Below are 18607 nucleotides of genomic sequence, written 5' to 3'. Positions count from 1 at the left end.
AAACCAGTAATCTTTTCCTAACTCTATTGCAATAGCTGCTCCAATTCTTTTGCGATCGCAGTTTCTATCATCTTTGCATTCTTCTGATTTTTTGCACTAACAGATAGATATACTTTCAACTTCGGTTCAGTCCCCGATGGTCTGATAACAATAGAGATATCCTCTTCTAAAAAATATTTTATAACATCTGACTTCGGTAGTCCATCAACACCAGTAAGATAGTCTTTCCTGTCAACCACTCTCTTGCTTGCCAATCGTTCCAGAGGACTGTGACGAAATCTCTGCATGATTGACTGCATCTTTAAAAACCCTTCTGCACCCTCAAACGTATAACTGTGCAACGTGTTCAAACAATACCCGTACTTCTGATAAAGCTCATTCAACCGATCAACCAGGCTAACCCCATTGGTCTTATGATAAGCAAACATCTCACATATCATCAAGGAACCATCTACCGCATCTTTGTCACGCACATATCCACCAGTAAGATATCCATAACTTTCCTCAAAGCCCAGTATATAGCGATCTTCCTCCCCATTTGCTTCTAATATTCCAATCTGCTCTCCAATAAACTTAAATCCAGTTAACACCTCAATTACTTGGACTCCGTAATCATCGGCTATCTTTTTTGCCATATCGATCGTAACAATTGTTTTTATTAAAACAGGTTTCTCTGGCATTGTTTTTAACTCAATCCTGCGCTTACAGATATAGTCTAAAAGCAACATTCCCACTTCATTCCCACTTAACAAAACGTAATCATCTTTATCACGTACGGCTATTCCTACTCGGTCACAGTCTGGATCAGTAGCCAGAAGCAAATCGCTTCCCAGCTTTTTTGCATCTCTAAGCGCTAGTTCTAATGTTTCTTTTATCTCTGGATTTGGATATGGACAGGTTGGGAAATTCCCATCTGGTTTTTCCTGCTCTGCAACAACAGAAATATTAGTAAATCCATTTTGTTCTAGCACTTGAGTGACGCAGCTTAAGCCCGAACCATTTAAAGGTGTATAAACAATCGATACACTTTTATCTATCTCATCTCCACATAACGATTGTGAGGATACCGCATCAAGAAATTTCGTTTTTACTTCTTCCGTAATATAAGTTATTCTTTTATGTGTCATTTCATCGTCAAAGATTGACTTTTTTACATCTTGAAATAGATCTAAAGAATTGATTTCTTCCAAAATCGCATCTGCAGCTTCTGTCGTAATCTGACAGCCATCGCTACCATACACTTTATATCCATTGTATTTGGCTGGATTGTGACTTGCAGTAATTACAATCCCTCCTGAGCATTTTAAGTGTCGTACTGCAAATGATAGGGCTGGTGTGGGCATTAATTCCGGATATATATATACTTTTATCCCATTGGCAGCGAATACTTCAGCTGCTTTTCTCGCAAATACTTCAGATTTAATTCTACTGTCGTAAGCGATCGCTACTGCTGGACACTCCTTGTGCTTTTTTAGATAATTACTATATCCCTGGGTTGCCTTTGCTACCGTATAAACATTCATACGATTGGTTCCTGCTCCTATAACACCGCGTAATCCCCCGGTACCAAATTCCAGATCACGGTAAAAACGATCCGATATTTCTTCATCATTATCTGCAATATGCTCCAGTTCTTTTACTAAATCATTATCTTCTAACTCTTGAACTTGCCATTCCTTCCAACTCTTTATTACCTTGTCGTTCATATTACACCCTATTTTATCCTTTCCAACAATTTGTCTCTTTTCTCCAATAATCCAGAGTTTCTTTTAATGTTGATTCCAGTGAAATTAGCGGACTCCAACCTGTACAATTTTTAAGTTTTGTTATATCAGCTTCTATTACAGGAACATCAAGAGGCCGTATTTTAGAAGCATCCACTTCTACGGAGACGGATTCCATTGAAAACTGCACAATTTTGTTTAGTATTTCTTGAATGGATACAGCCTTTCCCGATCCGACGTTATAATTTTCGCCTGCATGTCCGTTTTCAATAAGTAATACATACGCCCTTACTACATCCCTTACGTCTGTAAAATCACGTTTTGCCGCAAGATTTCCAACTCGAATGACTGGATCCTTCTTCCCACATTCTATTTCCGCTACCTGCTTGCAAAAATCTGCAACCGCAAACCGGGGGCTTTGGTTTGGCCCAATATGGTTAAATGCTCTTACCATCACCACGTTCATCCCATATGCATTTGCATAGATATTTCCGATCATATTCTGACAAGCCTTTGTGACCGCATAGAGATTTCCAGGTCTTAACGTATTATCTTCACCAATTGGTATTTCACTTTCCTTCACATGACCATATTCTTCTCCTGAACCGATCAGAAGAACATTGGGGTTATAGTCCAATTCCCGAATACAATCTAGCACATTTAAACTTCCCTTTATGTTAACATCAACCGTTAGTCCGGGGTTTTTCCAAGAAAGTGCCACAGAGCTTTGGGCTGCCAAATGAAAAATGAAGTCAGGTCTTACTTCTGTTATCAGTTCTTTTACTTCATCATATTCCAGTATATTTAAGTCTCTAATCTCCACTCCATTTAAGGAGATATCTTCATGCTTCATCTTCGTAACTGTAATAGACCATATGCAGTTTTTCTGTATATGGTCTATTAGATAGTTTCCTACGAAGCCTGCTGCACCTATTATTAATGCTTTCTTCATAGTTTTTCCTCAATATTTATTTTAAATCGGAGATCTTAATCTCTTCCTCAACCAGTTTCTTATCATTATCAACCATTCGTTTTACTAATTCGGAAAAGGAGATTTCTCTCTTCCAGTTTAATTCCTTTTCTGCCTTAGCTGGATTGCCAAGAAGTACTTCTACCTCAGCAGGTCTAAAGAATTTGGGATTCACGCGAACGATTGTCTTTCCTGTGGCTTTGTCAATGCCGGTTTCGTCCACTCCATTTCCGCTCCACTCTACTTCAATATCCACATGAGAAAAAGCTGTTTCAACAAACTCACGAACCGTTCTGGTCTCATTGGTCGCTATTACGTAATCATCCGCTTTTTCTTGCTGTAACATAAGCCACATCGCTTTTACATAATCCTTAGAATGTCCCCAATCACGTTTTGCATCCATACTACCCAGTTCCAGACAATCTTGTACCCCTAATTTTATTCTAACAACGGCATCTGTGATCTTTCTAGTTACGAATTCCAAACCACGACGTTCACTTTCATGATTAAACAAAATTCCACTGCAGGCATATAGGTCATAACTTTCCCGGTAATTTTTCGTAATCCAATGACCATACACTTTTGCAACTCCATATGGACTTCTTGGATAAAACGGAGTCTTCTCTGTCTGGGGCATCTCCTGAACTTTACCAAACATCTCACTGGTAGATGCCTGATAAAAACGTGCTTCCGGCTTGATTGTACGGATTGCTTCTAACATATTCGTAACGCCAAGTGCATCGATATCGGCGGTTGCCAGTGGCTGTTCCCAACTGGTTCCTACGAAAGACTGAGCAGCAAGATTAAAAACCTCATCTGCCTGAGATATTTTCATGGCATTGATTAATGAAACTACATCTGTCATATCTGCATAAATAAAGTGAATCTTGTCTTTCATATGCTCAACGTTGCCATAATCAACTACACTCTTTCTTCTCATGATGCCATAAACTTCATATCCCTTTTCTAACAGAAGCTCTGCTAAATAGGAACCATCTTGTCCTGTTACACCTGTAATCAGCGCTTTTCTCATTTCTTTATCTCCTTCGTCTTTCTTATATATATTCTTCTCGGTTACAGATTTTAAGATTTTCTAGAACCTTCTTTATGTCACCGGCATGATCTTTCGAGCAAATCAAAGTAGCATCTTTAGTATCCACTACAATCATATCTTCCAGTCCCACAGTTGCAATCAGTTTCTTCTCTCCCTGAATCACGCAATTATGAGTATTCACAGTAATAATATTCCCATTTACTACATTTCCAAACTCGTTTGATTTTTTAATCCGTTCTACCGCAAGCCAGGAACCTACATCATCCCATCCAAATGCCCCTGGAAGAATGTAAATATCCTCAGCCTTTTCCATAATCCCGTAGTCTATGGATTGGGACTCTAAACTGTAAAATTCGTTTTCCAAAACTGTTTCTTCCTGTTCGGTTCCTATGGTATTCTGAATCCGTTTTAGTGCTTCATGAGTATCAGGCATAAACTTTTCCATATTTTTCAATATAGATGATACCTTCCATATGAACATTCCACTATTCCAAAGATACTCTTCTGAAGCTAGATATTCCTTGGCCACTTCCAAACTAGGTTTCTCAACAAAGCGATCCACCTTATATGCTTGTCCGTCTGTAATCCGTGAATCAAATTTAATATATCCATAGCCTGTCTCAGGATAATCAGGCATAATCCCGATCGTAACCAAATTGCTATTTTCCTCTGCAACATTACAAGCATCCTGCAACGTACGTATAAACATCTTATTAAATTTTATCAGATGATCCGATGGTAAAACAAGCATGATGGCATCGTCATATTTTTTCGCAATGTGCATTGCACCAAGACCAATACAAGGAGCCGTATTTCTTCCTACTGGTTCACAAAGAACATTCTGTTCCGGAAGTCCTGGTAATTGTTCCAGAACCAATGCCTTATAGTCTTTATTGGTAGCTATATAAACATCTTCTAACTTCACTACGGAAGAAATGCGCTCTACGGTTAACTGTATCATCGTCTTTCCATCATCTGTTAATGATAGAAACTGCTTTGGCAAATTCTTACGACTTTTGGGCCAGAAACGCTCTCCTCGACCACCCGCCATTATGAGTGCTGTTGTGTTCATATAAACTGTTCTCCTTTTATGAATTAATTCTAAAAATAATTGTACTATATGCATATGAGAAATGCAAATTATGATTTTATTAAATATTAAATGAATCCTTGTTGTTTTTCTCGTTTTCAGATGTAGCTATCTCGGAAACAATGTATCTAGGACGTCCTTTCACTTCATCATATATTTTGGCAATATAATAGCCAACAATACCCAATCCAATCATCAAAATACTTCCAATTAAAAGAAGTAATATTATAATTGTAGTAAAACCTTCTAAAGCACGTCCACTATAGTGAAAATAAAGCATCTGAATCCCCAGTATCATGGAGAAAATCAAAAACAGGAATCCCGAAATTGTAACAAAATGAAGCGGAATAGTTGAAAAAGATGTAATATTCGTTAACGCATACTTTATCAGTGACTTCAACGACCATTTTGATTCACCGATTTCACGTTCCTGTACCTCAAATTCAATCACTGCCGTTTTAAATCCTATCCAGGAAGATAATGCTCGAAAAAAAGGCTGTCTTTCCGGTAGTCTCAATAAAACATCTACGGCTTTTCTATCAAGCAGCTTAAAATCAGATGCATTTGACATATCCAGATGGGTCGCATTACTAATTAGTCTATAAAAGGTCTGGGCCGCAATTCTATGTAAACCGCTTTCTTTTCCTCTATTCTTCTTGACTCCATCTATAACTTCATATCCTTGTTCCCATAAACGGTACATTTCAATTATAGTCTTAGGCGGATGCTGTAAATCGCAATCCATTACAACACAGCAATCTCCAGAAGCGTAAGTCAATCCCGCCATTATAGCCGCTTCTTTTCCAAAATTCCTAGAAAATGTTATTCCTTTAACCGCCCCTCTTTGTTCAAGGCTACGAATTTCATCCCACGTTCCATCTTTAGATCCATCGTCTATAAAAATTATTTCATATATTATTTTTTCTGCTCTTAATAACTCAACTATAGTAAAATATGCTTTTTCTATCATTTTTTCTTCATTACAGGCTGGTAATATAACCGATATCATTAATTTTTATCTCCAATTTTTTGTATATTTAACTTTTTAAGAATAATATTATCATCTTGATTATTAGCCAAACGAATTTCGATATCATATATTGGTTCTAATAATTTTATATTAAAAGAAGTTTTTTCTGATGATCTTTTTAAATTATAAATTGGAATATTTTTATTTTTCTCATGGCTAAAAACATCAAAATCTCCTGATTTCAGATTTTTCCCTTCCGCAGTAACCTGATAAATACCCTTATCAATAGGTGCATACGGTCCATATGAAATACCATTGGGATATATAATACGCTGTCCATCAATATCTACTCCATTGTTTATATACATAGACTCCCGTATAATATCCACTGGTTTTGTTTTGGTGACTTTATTTTCCGGTTCATTTATCCATTTATAATTACTGGATATACCAATAATCAATCCATCACATTCATAGATATTAATATTAGGATTATCTATCAAGATATATGGCATATTACTAAATATATATATGGTCCGTTCATTGACATCTCCCTTCAGAAGACCGCACCAATTTGCATATTTTGTATCTTCTATATATTTTCCATTCCTTCTTCCAATATAAAAATCATTAATATTCATTTGATTATCACATGCATATTCAGCTATATCAAAGACTTCTTTCATAGAAAAAAAGTTAACAAGGAGAGCCTGCGGATCTCCGGTTTTCGAAAAGCTTGTAATAAACTCTATTTTATCAAAATCTGCCTTCATATCTCCCCATGCTGTATTCTGAATAATACTTGATGGAATATCTGCTTCTACTCTCTCATGTGCAATTTTTATTAATGGAGAGATATCTGCCATCTGTAACACAATTCCAGCTATTAGCAACGGGAAAGATAATTTTTTTGAATATACTTTTATCAACAATACAATAGCCAAAGTAAATATAATATAATAAATTGGCCAAACAAATCTACCCGTAACTCTGAAAATACTGAAAACTTTAATAATTACTTCAGGCCATGGAATATTAATCAACACTCTGGCATTCCATGTAATACAAGGACTTAATGCATAGCCTCCAAGAATAAGAGTAAGAATAATTAAGCATAAGAAAAAATTATTATCTATTTCAATTTTTTTCTTATTTAATATTCCTCCCGTAATTCCTAATGCCAACATAACTATGACCCCTAATCCTAAATATCCATACCCTTCCCCTTGAAGAGATGATATCAACGCAAACCCTTTTAAAAACATAGATGTTCCCTGTGAATTAAAAAATGTATTTAAATTTGCGGAAAACTGCCTTACACCACCCTGTAGCACATTCGGTTCACCGTAAAATGCTCCTAAAGCATACATCACTATAAGCGCACTTACGATTGAGATACCAATTGTAACTATTGACAATTTAACAATTTTCTCTTTCTTGCCATCTAGAATTTGATTTAAATAAGATGCACACATAATAGCCAAGACCATTGGAATATAATACATATGCACTGTGACCGCAAGAACCATTAGTGTTGACCATATCATAATATTAGATCTAAATCCTTTAACTGTTTTCCTATAAGCCCATGCGGACAATGCGGCTAATATCAGCCAATTTCCTCCAAGTGCAGTATGACCAAACATACGCATTAAGACCATAGGTGACATTACAAAAAAAATACTGCCAGTAATTATTGCAAATTTCTCTTTTATGAATACGTTTAACAATATCATTGCAAAATAAGCTTGTAAGATAAAAGAAACAATCCCCCACAGTCCAAAATATTGAAATGTTTTGGGTAATATGGGAGACGCTAATTTAAATAAAACTGCAAACAACGGAATCGAATCTGTATAAATAATAGAAATGGGAGTTTCTGTTATACCCTGTATCAACCCAACCGGAAAGCGCCAATCGGATCTTCTAAAAAATTTCCAACCAATATAATGCTGATTTAGATCTTCCGCGTTTAAAAGCCAATTATCATTTGTAACATCCAGTGAAGCAATTCCATATACTAGAATAAAACATATACTACCAATAAATATTGACCAAATTATAAACTCTAACCAAACTGATTTTATTTTTAAAATCTGATTTTTCATTATATATTTTCCTTTTAATCTTAAAATTTATAACCTTCTCAATCTCTTCCATACATATCCCTGGTATAAACTTTATTTTGTACATCTAAAAGTTCTGCTTCCCAGCGATTTGCTATAATAATGTCCGACATCTTCTTAAAGTCTTCCAAGTCCCGTATTACTGCAGATTTAAAAAATTCAGATTCTTTCATAGCAGGCTCAAAAACCACAACTTTGATTCCCTTGGCCTTTATCCTCTTCATAACTCCTTGAATTGATGACTGTCTGAAATTATCAGAATTAGATTTCATTGTAAGGCGATATACCCCCACAACCTCTGGATTGCAAGCCAGCACTTGCTCAGCGATAAAATCCTTTCTAGTTCGGTTGGCATCTACAATTGCGACCATGATATTGTTGGGAACATCAGAATAATTTGCCAGCAATTGCTTCGTATCTTTTGGCAGGCAGTATCCACCGTATCCAAACGATGGATTATTATAAAAATCTCCTATTCTTGGATCTAAAGATACTCCTTCAATAATCTGTTTTGTATTCAAGCCACGCAATTCTGCATAAGTATCCAGTTCATTAAAAAACGACACACGCATTGCCAGATATGTATTGGCAAATAGCTTTATGGCTTCAGCCTCCGTGGAATTAGTAAATAAAGTAGGAATATCTTTCTTTATTGCACCTTGTTGTAATAGACCCGCAAATTCATGGGCACAGTCTGAGTCTTCTCCAACTATAATTCTGGAAGGATAAAGATTATCATACAAGGCCCTTCCCTCTCTCAAAAATTCTGGTGAAAACATAATATTATTCTTTTGAAAACGCCTTCTAATCTCTTCTGTATACCCTACCGGAACAGTGGATTTAATAATTATCATTGCATCTGGTGCCAATCTTAATGCTTTCTCCAGTGCGTCTTCTACGGTTCTCGTATCAAAGTAATTTTTCACCGAATCATAATTAGTAGGCGTAGAAATTATGATAAACTCTGCTTCGCTGAATGCTTCTTCTGGCTTCAATGTAGCTTTCAGATTTAATTCTTTTTTAGATAGATACTCTTCTAATTCTATATCTGCAATTGGAGCAATCCTTTCATTAATTAAATCCACTTTCTCTTCTACAATATCCAACGCCATCACTTGATTGTGCTGTGCCAATAATACTGCATTAGATAATCCTACATATCCCGTTCCTGCAACTGCTATCTTTCGCATATCCTTGCCTTTCCGAATTATTCTAATTTACTTTTATCTGTTTGTTTTAAAAACATGCTTTTTTCCAACAAAATAATTGATAGCTATAACCAAAACCGTAATTAAACATTTACTAATAAACTTATCTGCACGTAAATTTTCAGCCATAAAAATCAGACCAAAATAATCAATAATCATGGTGGCACCTCGGGCAACAACAAAACGACAAAATTCTTTCAACAGTTCCAAACGGCTTCCAGACTTACTTTGAAATACAAAATTTTTATTGCACAAATATGCTGCTAATTTTACGACAACCAGTGTAATAAAATTTGAATATCTATAATCCAGACCTGTCCAAATTAAAACTTGAAATAATACTATATTCAAGATAGAAGTAATTATACCAAACACCCCGTAAAGAACTTTATCACTGTTCAAAATTCTATTTATTTGTCTACGTTTTATCTGCATTATCCTTATCCTTATCATAATCAAGTTTTCTTACATGATACTGGATATCTTCAAGAATTTTTCTATTCGCCGCAATAATATCAGCCTGTAAGCCAACAACTATAGTTTGCACACCCACTAAAATCAATAAACTTGCTAAAATTAAGGACTGTACATGACCATCTCCAGATCCAATTACAAAAAAAAACAAATAACGAATTCCTATACCAATTCCAAAAAGAACGGGTATTAAACCTATCAAAGAAAAAAAACGAAGCGGTTTATACATCATAAAAGCCCGGATAATTGTCAACATAGATTTCTTTACATACCCAAACATACTATTAAATAAGCGAGAACTTCGTAATTCTGGATTTGTACGAATGGGGACTGATATCATAGCAATTTTATCTCGCCCAGCCTGAACAATTGTTTCAAGTGTATATGTATACTCATTCACAACATTTAATCGCATTGCCGCTTCACGGCTATATGCTCGAAAACCACTGGGAGCATCTGGAATATCTGTTTTTGAAGCCTTTCTTACGACCCAACTGCCAAAGCGTTGAAGCTTCTTCTTCATCAGTGAAAAGTGCTCCGTATCATCAATTGGTCTTTCGCCGATAACGATATCTGCGTTACCTTGGATTATCGGTTTAACTAGTTTCTCAATATCCTTTCCATAATATTGATTGTCCGCATCCGTATTCACAATTATATCCGCACCATTTCTTAAACACGCATCTAAACCTGCCATAAACCCTTTAGCAAGTCCCTTATTTCGTTTAAAATTTACTATATAATGAACCCCCCATTTTCTTGCTACTTCAACCGTATTATCTTTACTTCCGTCATTAATAATTAAGTACTCAACCGTATCAATTCCCTTAATCTCTTTTGGCAGGTCTTTCAACGCAATTTCCAACGTTTCTGCTTCGTTATAGCACGGTATTTGTATGATAAGTTTCATAAATCCTCCTAAGTACTAATTATTTTATATACATAAACTTGCATCATTGCTTTTCCTACAGTCAAAGGATATATTACATTTAAACTATACAATTCTCCTACTATAGGATACTTTTTCTCCAATATTTTTTCATATTTTTCATTATTAATTTCATTCATTGTAATCACGTACATTGGCTGTACATCACTATACTTTCTCAATTTATCCACAGAATCCAGGTCAAAAACTTTATTATCATTATATTCCCTTAGATTAGTAGTCAATTGGTAAGATACGAATGTCTCTTCAGGATTAATAAAAACCCAGCTTTGTTTTCCCACTATCATGCTAATATCTTCCATAAATTGTATATTTCCATAGTATTCATTTGTCTTTGCCAGCATTAAATTGAATGGTAACGATGTAAGTACGCAAATACAGCTTATAATCACTATTTGCTTCTTAGATACTACATATACTGCTAATAACAAAACAATCATCGGAATAATAAATGGTACAAAATATCTGGATGAACTATAATTTATTGGAGAATCACAACGCAGAATTGTATAAATAGCTAAAGAATAAATTAATACAAGTTCCATAAGAATAGCTTCTATCTTCTTGCCTTTTTTTCGCACCATATTCCAGACAACTAATGGAAAAGCCACATATGATGATGCCATGATTATATTAACTATATTCAAATATTTTAAAGACATAATACCTTTATTAATATATAATGCTCTAAATCTCCAGGAATCATCTGTTACTTTTAATTTATCTGTAAATCCCAAAATATATGATTGGTAGATAGTAAAAATCCCGAGTGAAATTAGTAAACCAATTATAAAGTAATTAATATAGCTTTCCAAAAATGTCCTTAATAACCGCTTTAAAATGTTATTATATTTTATGAACATAAACGTAATTTGAATAACTATAAAAAAGAGCGCTCCTATTATTATGATGCCAATTATATTTTTTATCGAAATACTATGACCAAACATTTTTCCTAATTGACCATCAGTATATAACGATGTTACTTTATTTGCATAGAATAGGGATAACATAAGGATACCATTAGATATAATATTAACAATACCGTATACCTTATTATTTTTCATCTCGCACAAAACTAATAAGCTAATAAAAATAATTGGCATATACATAAATAAGGATAAATGCGATAAGCACATCGCCCCTAAAGAAAGGCCAGCAAATATTTTCAGCACATCCTCCTCCATACTTAAGAGAAAAAGAGTCAAAAATGTAAGTGCTGTTATAAATAATTCTGAAAGTGGTAGTTTTGCTAAATAAAGGACCAGAGGAGAAGCCCCAAAAATAAGCACTGATAATAATCTATTTTTTTTAGGTAGCTTTAAGCTGTCCAGAAAAAAATACATAGTTAAGCATATAAGTATAAATATTGGAGTCAAGATTTGGCTCATATTTCGAATGCCTCCAATTTTTGCAGACAATGCCATCATTGCCGGCCAAGTTGGCAATCCGTGATACTCATATTTCATATCCCCACTTTGTGAATTAACCGGAAATAGATAAATTCCTGCCTGTGTTTTTTGCAGTGTCAGCAGTTCTTCTTTTATCGAATTATTCGCTACTTCAAGTTCACCTAACGTCTTAATGTTGCTAGTATTATCTTCCGAGATTAAATCCAGTGTTTTCGCTCCATAAACACCCGCATCAAAAAGGGGAGCTATGGGAACAGACTTCAGTACTATAATCGGTAATAAACACATTACCAACAAAATTATTTCCAGATGTTTTCTCAAATCAAAATCCAAACACTCTAATGCTAATTTTAAAGAGGGCCGAACTAATACATATCCTCCTATCTGTATAAATAGGACTATAATTAGGACTCTTTTCACCTCGAATAAATTAAAATATAGTAGCACAGATGAAACAATTGTATACTCTGTTATAAATAATCCAAAGCAGGCGACCAAAGCTTTTAATATGTGCCATACCTTTCCTTTTGAAGAGATAAGTGGCCATAACATACAATTAAGTAATATTACCAAAATCAGATATTTCATTTTTCCTCCAAAAATAACTTCTAATTATATAAATCATCAATCTCCACAGCTATTCTTCTGGGTAGCCCTGTCATATAAACCGATGGCATATCACTTATAACCTGAATACATTTATCTTTTACACCATATATTGGCCTAGTAAAAATAACCTGTTTTAAGAATTCATATACTCTTGATGCATACAAATTTCTGTCAAAGTGTTTTGATGCAAACTCTTTAGCATTTTTTCCTATATTTTCTATTATAATATGTTCTTCAATAATATCAAAAAATGTTCTCGTTAATTCTTGCATTTCATTATTTATATTAATCTTTATTAAGCAATCATCAGGATACTCAGCATATACTCCCGTATTCGTAACTATGCATGGTTTTCCAATTACCATTTGTTCTTGAATTGATGCCGATGCACCTTCATAAGCTGGAAAACGAAGATTAGATATAATATCTGCCCTCTGATAATAATAAGCTAACTCTTTATGATTAACAAAACCCAGCATTTTAACTTGATCATTTAACTTATATTTATTAATCAATTGTTTTAACTTCCCAAAATAACTTATATTGTCTTGTGATCCAATTATTGTATAATCAAACTTTTCAGCAAGTATAGGATTTTCGCCCAAAACAGATATTATAGAATGAATTCGCTTATTATTGTTTAAATTACCAACTGTCAAAATATGAATTTTACTATTACTATATCCATTAAATTTTATACCTTTATCAAGCTGTTCTAATTCATCGCTCATATTCAAAAGCGGTATAACTGCCATACTGCCTTTAAAATTATTGCTCATATATTTTTCATGATACTGAGAATGCACAATCATACCTAATGCATTATCTCCAATATGCTCTGATAAGTTATATTTTAATAAATTCAATTTATCAAACTTTTCCGGATAAAAAGCAGCATTCCAAACTTCTTTAACCTCAGTCTCACCATATGTACTTTTCAATAAGGCTTTAAACCCATTAATATCTTTCTTATACTCTAGATAATATCCTCTCAACAAATTATGTAGGCATACATCATGATTAATAATTATTCCTGGATACTTTTTTAATACAAAATAAATCTCCGAATGATAAATTGCATTATCACCTATATTATATACAGCAATATCATATTTTTTCAGCGATTCACCTGCATTTTCAACTGTATAATTCACAATATTACAGTCTGTGTCATGAAGATTGCCGTTCTGGCATACAAAAATATCTACATCTGCATATCTCTTTAAAACAGCTGTCGCGAACTTACTATAACGTCCAATTGCGCTTTCAATATTAAACGGCGTAAACCATGCTACTCTCACTCTATAAGCCTCCTAATTACATTATCCCAAGTTATTCCTATACTCTCCAATAATGGCAATCCATTCAATCCCATTTCCTTAGCCTTTTTCTTATCATTATATAATTTATCCATTGCTTCTGCCAACGCCTGAGGGGTGTTATCTGTCATGTAACCAGTAATTTCATTTTTGACAACTACGTTTGTTCCACCAGCATCTTTACACGATATCATTGCCTTTCCTGCATGAAATCCTTCTAAGGTTACATATCCATAGCTATCTTCATCGTAAGGTATATAAATTCCTGCCAATGATTTTCTAAATAAGTCTATTTTTTCCTGCTCCGTAATAAAACGATTCAGATATATAACTCTTTCACTCAAATTATACATTTCTATTAAATGAAACAAATATCTTTCATCTTCTGGAGAATCACCTTTACCAGCAATAATTAATTTCACCTTTGACTTCGTATATCTCATGGCTTCTATTGCAAGGTGCTGCCTCTTTGAATAGTTCACTCTGCTGGGGTAAAAAATATAATCCCCATACTCCTCTGCGACAGAGTATAATGAAGCATCCATTAATGGCGGATAAAGAACCTCTGAACTTATTCCATTAAATTTCATCAACCTATCACTTACAACATGAGAATTCGTAAAAATCTTTCCTTCCATCTGTGATAAAAACCTATTATCCATATCAATAATTGTATTCTTTATCGCAGTGTCATGCTCATCATTATCATTAAACATTCCATATTCTGTTCCGTGTAAATCATAGGCCTGCCGAAACTGGTGTAATAACCATAGCTTTTTATTAGGATGATTTATATAATAAGCAGGGAATTTTAAAGCAATCACTAAATCGCAATTATCTAGTTCGTTTAATCTAACTGCCATAATACTATCTAATATAGCTTCTTTAGGCGCCCATTTAAACGGATAACTTATCACTATTGACTGATGCCCATACTCCCCCAGTTTTTTGCACAAACTGTCAGCCAGAAATTCGGCTCCACCATATAGATATGGAACCATATTATTAACTATTGCTATCTTCACTCTGTAAACCTCCTGATTACATTATCCCATGTAATATCAAGTTCATTGATTCTATTAAATCCATTATTTCCCATTGTTTCTGCTAGTTTTTTATTTTCATATAATTGATCAAATACTTCTGCTAATTTATGTGGTTCAGAATCAATAATATACCCGTTATACCCATCTTTAATAAGCTCACTTGTTCCGCCACTATCAGTGCAGGAAATTACCGCTTTACAACTGTGATGTGCTTCCAAAGATGGATAACCATAACTGTCTTCATCAAAAGGTATATAAATTGCCGCAAGACAATTAGCGTAATATTCTGCTTTTTCATGTTCAGTAATCCACCGGTCTACTAATTTAACTCTATTTTCTAGTTCATTTCTCTTTATTGTATTTTTGATCAACTCTTCAATTAAAGTAGTTTCAAATTTTCCACTTATTACTAGCTTGACATCTGTTTTCACAAACTTCATTGCTTCAATAGCCATCAGTTGTCGCTTATGACCGCAAATTCTGCTCGAGTAATAAATAAAGTTTCCATACTGATTACAATAAAATTGTTCTGGATGCAGTAGCGGTGGGTAAACTGGCTGAGCAGAAATATTATTATAATCCAATAATCTACGTGATACAATCTCTGAATTCGTATATATCTTTTTTGCCTCTCTAAACGCTAGGTCGTCTGCTCTTTTTACAAATTCACGTATTGCAAAGGTGTTGTTTTCTTTTGGAATATTTTCATATTCTGATCCCCACAAGTCATACATTTCCCTATAATGATGGATAAACCAAAGATATTTATCCGGGTGTTTCAGCAAATAGGAGGGTGTCCTAATAGCAATAAGACGATCACACTCATCTTCTAAATGATACATACGAAGTCCAAGCATCTGAGTCATTACTGTTCTATAATCATGTACAAAAGGTATTTTTATGCTTTGTACCTGATGCCCATATTCTCTTAGCTTTTCTTCAAGCCAATCCACAATAAATACTCCACCACCATTTACAAATGGAACGATAGTACTTACAACTATTATTTTCATGTATTGCTCCTCTTTAAACGATATAAGCTCTTAATCTCTCACAAATATATTTGACATCATCCCTACTCAGCAATGCATGTGTCGGTAAATTCATACCATTAGCTGCGATTTTTTCGCTGACCGGACATTCTGCGTTGGGGTCTTCATATACAGGCATCAGATGCATAGGATAAAATAATGGTCTGGTCTCAATGCCATCTTCTTTTAACTTGTTCATTAACTGATCTCTTGTAATTTTTATAGTATCTTTTAAAATGATGGAAAACATCCACCAGACACCTTCAGCCCCAGAAGTAATCTCCTGAAACTTGATATAATCCTCCATACCATGTAACTCTTCCTGATACCATGAAGCAACTTTTCTCCTATCACCGATATGAAGCTCAATATTTTCCAGCTGAGCCAACCCAATCGCCGCTTCAATATTAGTCATACGGTAATTATAACCGACTTCAATAAACCAGTATCGTCTATTTGGATCTTGTCCCTGCCCTTTTAAAATTCGCATCTGATTTGCCAGCTCTTCATTATTAGTTACGACCATTCCACCTTCTCCAGTTGTAATAATCTTATTTCCAAAGAAGCTGAAAGTAGACACATCACCAAATGTTCCCACTTTTCTACCTTTATATGTTGCTCCATGGCATTCTGCAGCATCTTCAATAACAAATAAATCATGATCCTTAGCAATTTTCATGATGGCATCCATATCACATGGATTCCCATATAAATGAACAGGCATAATTCCTTTAGTTTTAGATGTGATTTTTCGTTTGATATCTTCTGGATCAATATTCCATGTATCTTGCAGACAATCCGCAAAGACAGGTGTTGCACCACAATATTTTACTGCATTTGCAGTAGCAATATAAGTAAATGAGGGAATAATCACCTCGTCTCCAGGCTGTAGGCCTAACGCAATAAGCGGAATATGCAGGGCAACCGTTCCATTGCAACAAGAAATGGCTTCTTTCATTCCCATATATTCCGCATACTTTTCTTCAAACTGACTAACATACTTTCCTGCAGATGATATCCAGGCTGTGTCCATACAGTCATCTACATATTTCTTTTCATTTCCAGCAAAATGAGGCACTGCCACAGGTATAAATCTTTTCATTTTGTTTTTCTCCTTAATATATACTATTATAATTTGAATTTATATTTCTCTAATGATTTTTGCCGGAACACCATACGCCATAACATTGGAAGGGATGTCCTTTACCACTGCCGCCCCTGCGCCAATGTAAGACCATGATCCAATACGAACACCGTCAATAACAGCAGCATTCGTACCGATATGTGTCCCTTTACTAATAATGGTACTGCCAGAAATAGCTGTTCCTGGTGCAATATGTACATAATCATTGATCTGGCAATCATGATCTACAGATGAATTAGTATTAATAATAACACCTTCCCCTATTTTGCAGTTTACACTAATCGCAGCTCCTGCCATTACACAAGATCCTGTGCCTATTTCTGCTCTGGGTGATATATATGCATTAGGACTTATTATTGTTACAACTTGAAGTGCATATTTTTTCACTGTATCCATAAGTTTACACCGTAGTTTGTTATCACCTATTGCTATAAAAACATATTCCATTCCTAACTTAACCAAATCGGGTATAATAGTATCATCACCGATAATATGAATATCTTCCATAAATTCAACGCTACCTCTATAAGAATAACAAGGGTCAAGACATCCCGCAATCTCATAATCTCCTGACTGAAGAAAAATATCTATGACACTTCTTGCATGTCCGCCTGCACCAATAATTACTACTTTTTTCAAATTAATGCCTCCACAACACCCATTACTTTCTTGATAGTTGCTTTTTTAATTCTGCTATCTCATTTTCCATTATATCCATTTTTCTTACTAAAAAATCATTTTGTTCACGTATATAAATCAAGCAATCAGATATTTGCTCATTTCGAAAATCGTCTTTTAAATCACTGCGAAGCAGGATTTTTCTAATAGTCTCAGTCATGGCTGGAACACAAAACATTTTTCGTATTTTTTTTAGTTTCCCTAGTTGCCCATTACGTTTGATGTATACACTGTTCATGAACTTATCATATGCAAGTTTATAACTGCTGATTCCCTTAACTTTTTTCTTACTTAATACTTCTTCTGAACTACCTATCATGTACAGAATTCCTTCTTTTGGCATTCCCTCATCTAGCCAGTTACAGAATTCCAAATAGCCTGCTTCATCCGGTTTACGTTCCAATAACTGTAAATAACACTCCATTATAAACACCGGACCATCAAACTTTAACAGATCAGAAACATCCCATTCATATTTATGATATTTCCACTTGTAAAATAGAAAAGCCTGTTCTGAAAATACAATATCCTTATTTAACCTAGAATCTTTAAGAAATAGGTAAATAATTCCTTCCTTTGACATACCTTGGTTCAACAAAGACAAATATTTTCTTATTTCATCATTTCTTGGTTCTATATCCCAAAGACATAAATAGGACTGATAGATAAATTTTTGCCCATCGTATTTATTAATAATATACCCAGGAGTTAAACGAAGTTTTTTCGCAATATTATCCGATAAATACTCCACACTTAACGCTTCGTGTTTTAGTCTCTTCTCCGAAAAATCCAAAACCACTCTT

General features: G+C 34.4%; 16 protein-coding genes. All 16 read right to left on the bottom strand.

What is annotated here, in order from left to right; genetic code table 11:
- Nucleotides 1–23: 23 nt before the first annotated feature.
- On the bottom strand, nucleotides 24–1706 hold the full coding sequence (locus EFT72_RS02170) for a phospho-sugar mutase (protein WP_124065182.1): 1683 nt from the start codon (nucleotides 1704–1706) through the stop codon (nucleotides 24–26).
- Between the two features lie 13 nt (nucleotides 1707–1719).
- Entirely contained in the window at nucleotides 1720–2676 is a 957-nt protein-coding gene (locus EFT72_RS02165) for a GDP-mannose 4,6-dehydratase (RefSeq protein WP_124065181.1), read from the bottom strand.
- A 16-nt stretch (nucleotides 2677–2692) separates the two neighbouring features.
- On the bottom strand, nucleotides 2693–3727 hold the full coding sequence (gmd, locus tag EFT72_RS02160; protein WP_124065180.1) for a GDP-mannose 4,6-dehydratase: 1035 nt from the start codon (nucleotides 3725–3727) through the stop codon (nucleotides 2693–2695).
- A 22-nt stretch (nucleotides 3728–3749) separates the two neighbouring features.
- A complete protein-coding gene (locus EFT72_RS02155; protein ID WP_124065179.1) occupies nucleotides 3750–4820 on the bottom strand; it encodes a mannose-1-phosphate guanylyltransferase in 1071 nt (356 codons plus the stop codon).
- A 79-nt stretch (nucleotides 4821–4899) separates the two neighbouring features.
- Nucleotides 4900–5847, bottom strand: a complete 948-nt coding sequence (locus EFT72_RS02150; RefSeq protein ID WP_124065178.1) for a glycosyltransferase family 2 protein — start codon at nucleotides 5845–5847, stop codon at nucleotides 4900–4902.
- Nucleotides 5847–7916, bottom strand: coding sequence for a DUF6311 domain-containing protein (locus EFT72_RS02145; protein ID WP_124065177.1), 2070 nt, complete (start codon nucleotides 7914–7916; stop codon nucleotides 5847–5849). Before EFT72_RS02145 ends, EFT72_RS02150 begins: the two co-directional genes overlap by 1 nt.
- A 38-nt stretch (nucleotides 7917–7954) precedes the next feature.
- Nucleotides 7955–9124: a nucleotide sugar dehydrogenase gene (locus tag EFT72_RS02140; protein ID WP_124065176.1), complete on the bottom strand. Its 1170-nt coding sequence runs from the start codon at nucleotides 9122–9124 to the stop codon at nucleotides 7955–7957.
- Nucleotides 9125–9157: 33 nt separating this feature from the next.
- A complete protein-coding gene (locus EFT72_RS02135; protein WP_164473044.1) occupies nucleotides 9158–9577 on the bottom strand; it encodes a GtrA family protein in 420 nt (139 codons plus the stop codon).
- Nucleotides 9561–10526, bottom strand: coding sequence for a glycosyltransferase family 2 protein (locus EFT72_RS02130; RefSeq protein WP_124065174.1), 966 nt, complete (start codon nucleotides 10524–10526; stop codon nucleotides 9561–9563). Before EFT72_RS02130 ends, EFT72_RS02135 begins: the two co-directional genes overlap by 17 nt.
- A gap of 8 nt (nucleotides 10527–10534) precedes the next feature.
- On the bottom strand, nucleotides 10535–12565 hold the full coding sequence (locus EFT72_RS02125; protein ID WP_124065173.1) for a hypothetical protein: 2031 nt from the start codon (nucleotides 12563–12565) through the stop codon (nucleotides 10535–10537).
- Between the two features lie 20 nt (nucleotides 12566–12585).
- Nucleotides 12586–13887, bottom strand: a complete 1302-nt coding sequence (locus EFT72_RS02120) for a glycosyltransferase (protein WP_124065172.1) — start codon at nucleotides 13885–13887, stop codon at nucleotides 12586–12588.
- Nucleotides 13884–14930 carry a glycosyltransferase family 4 protein gene (locus EFT72_RS02115; protein WP_124065171.1) on the bottom strand — a complete coding sequence of 349 codons (1047 nt, stop codon included), beginning with the start codon at nucleotides 14928–14930 and terminating at the stop codon, nucleotides 13884–13886. Before EFT72_RS02115 ends, EFT72_RS02120 begins: the two co-directional genes overlap by 4 nt.
- The gene (locus tag EFT72_RS02110; RefSeq protein ID WP_124065170.1) at nucleotides 14927–15964 is read right to left on the bottom strand and encodes a glycosyltransferase family 4 protein; all 1038 of its coding nucleotides are present in this window, start codon (nucleotides 15962–15964) and stop codon (nucleotides 14927–14929) included. Before EFT72_RS02110 ends, EFT72_RS02115 begins: the two co-directional genes overlap by 4 nt.
- Nucleotides 15965–15977: 13 nt before the next feature.
- Nucleotides 15978–17084 (bottom strand): DegT/DnrJ/EryC1/StrS family aminotransferase, encoded by a 1107-nt coding sequence (locus tag EFT72_RS02105; protein WP_124065169.1) that lies wholly within the window; start codon nucleotides 17082–17084, stop codon nucleotides 15978–15980.
- 39 nt (nucleotides 17085–17123) lie between these two features.
- Nucleotides 17124–17765, bottom strand: coding sequence for an acetyltransferase (locus tag EFT72_RS02100; protein WP_164473043.1), 642 nt, complete (start codon nucleotides 17763–17765; stop codon nucleotides 17124–17126).
- A gap of 22 nt (nucleotides 17766–17787) precedes the next feature.
- Nucleotides 17788–18603, bottom strand: a complete 816-nt coding sequence (locus tag EFT72_RS02095) for a hypothetical protein (RefSeq protein WP_124065167.1) — start codon at nucleotides 18601–18603, stop codon at nucleotides 17788–17790.
- Nucleotides 18604–18607: the final 4 nt, after the last annotated feature.

This window comes from Clostridium sp. E02 (assembly GCF_003833015.1).
GTDB lineage: Bacteria > Bacillota > Clostridia > Lachnospirales > Lachnospiraceae > Lacrimispora.
The sequence above is the reverse complement of the archived record's forward strand: the minus strand, read 5'-3'. Positions and strand labels throughout refer to the sequence as shown.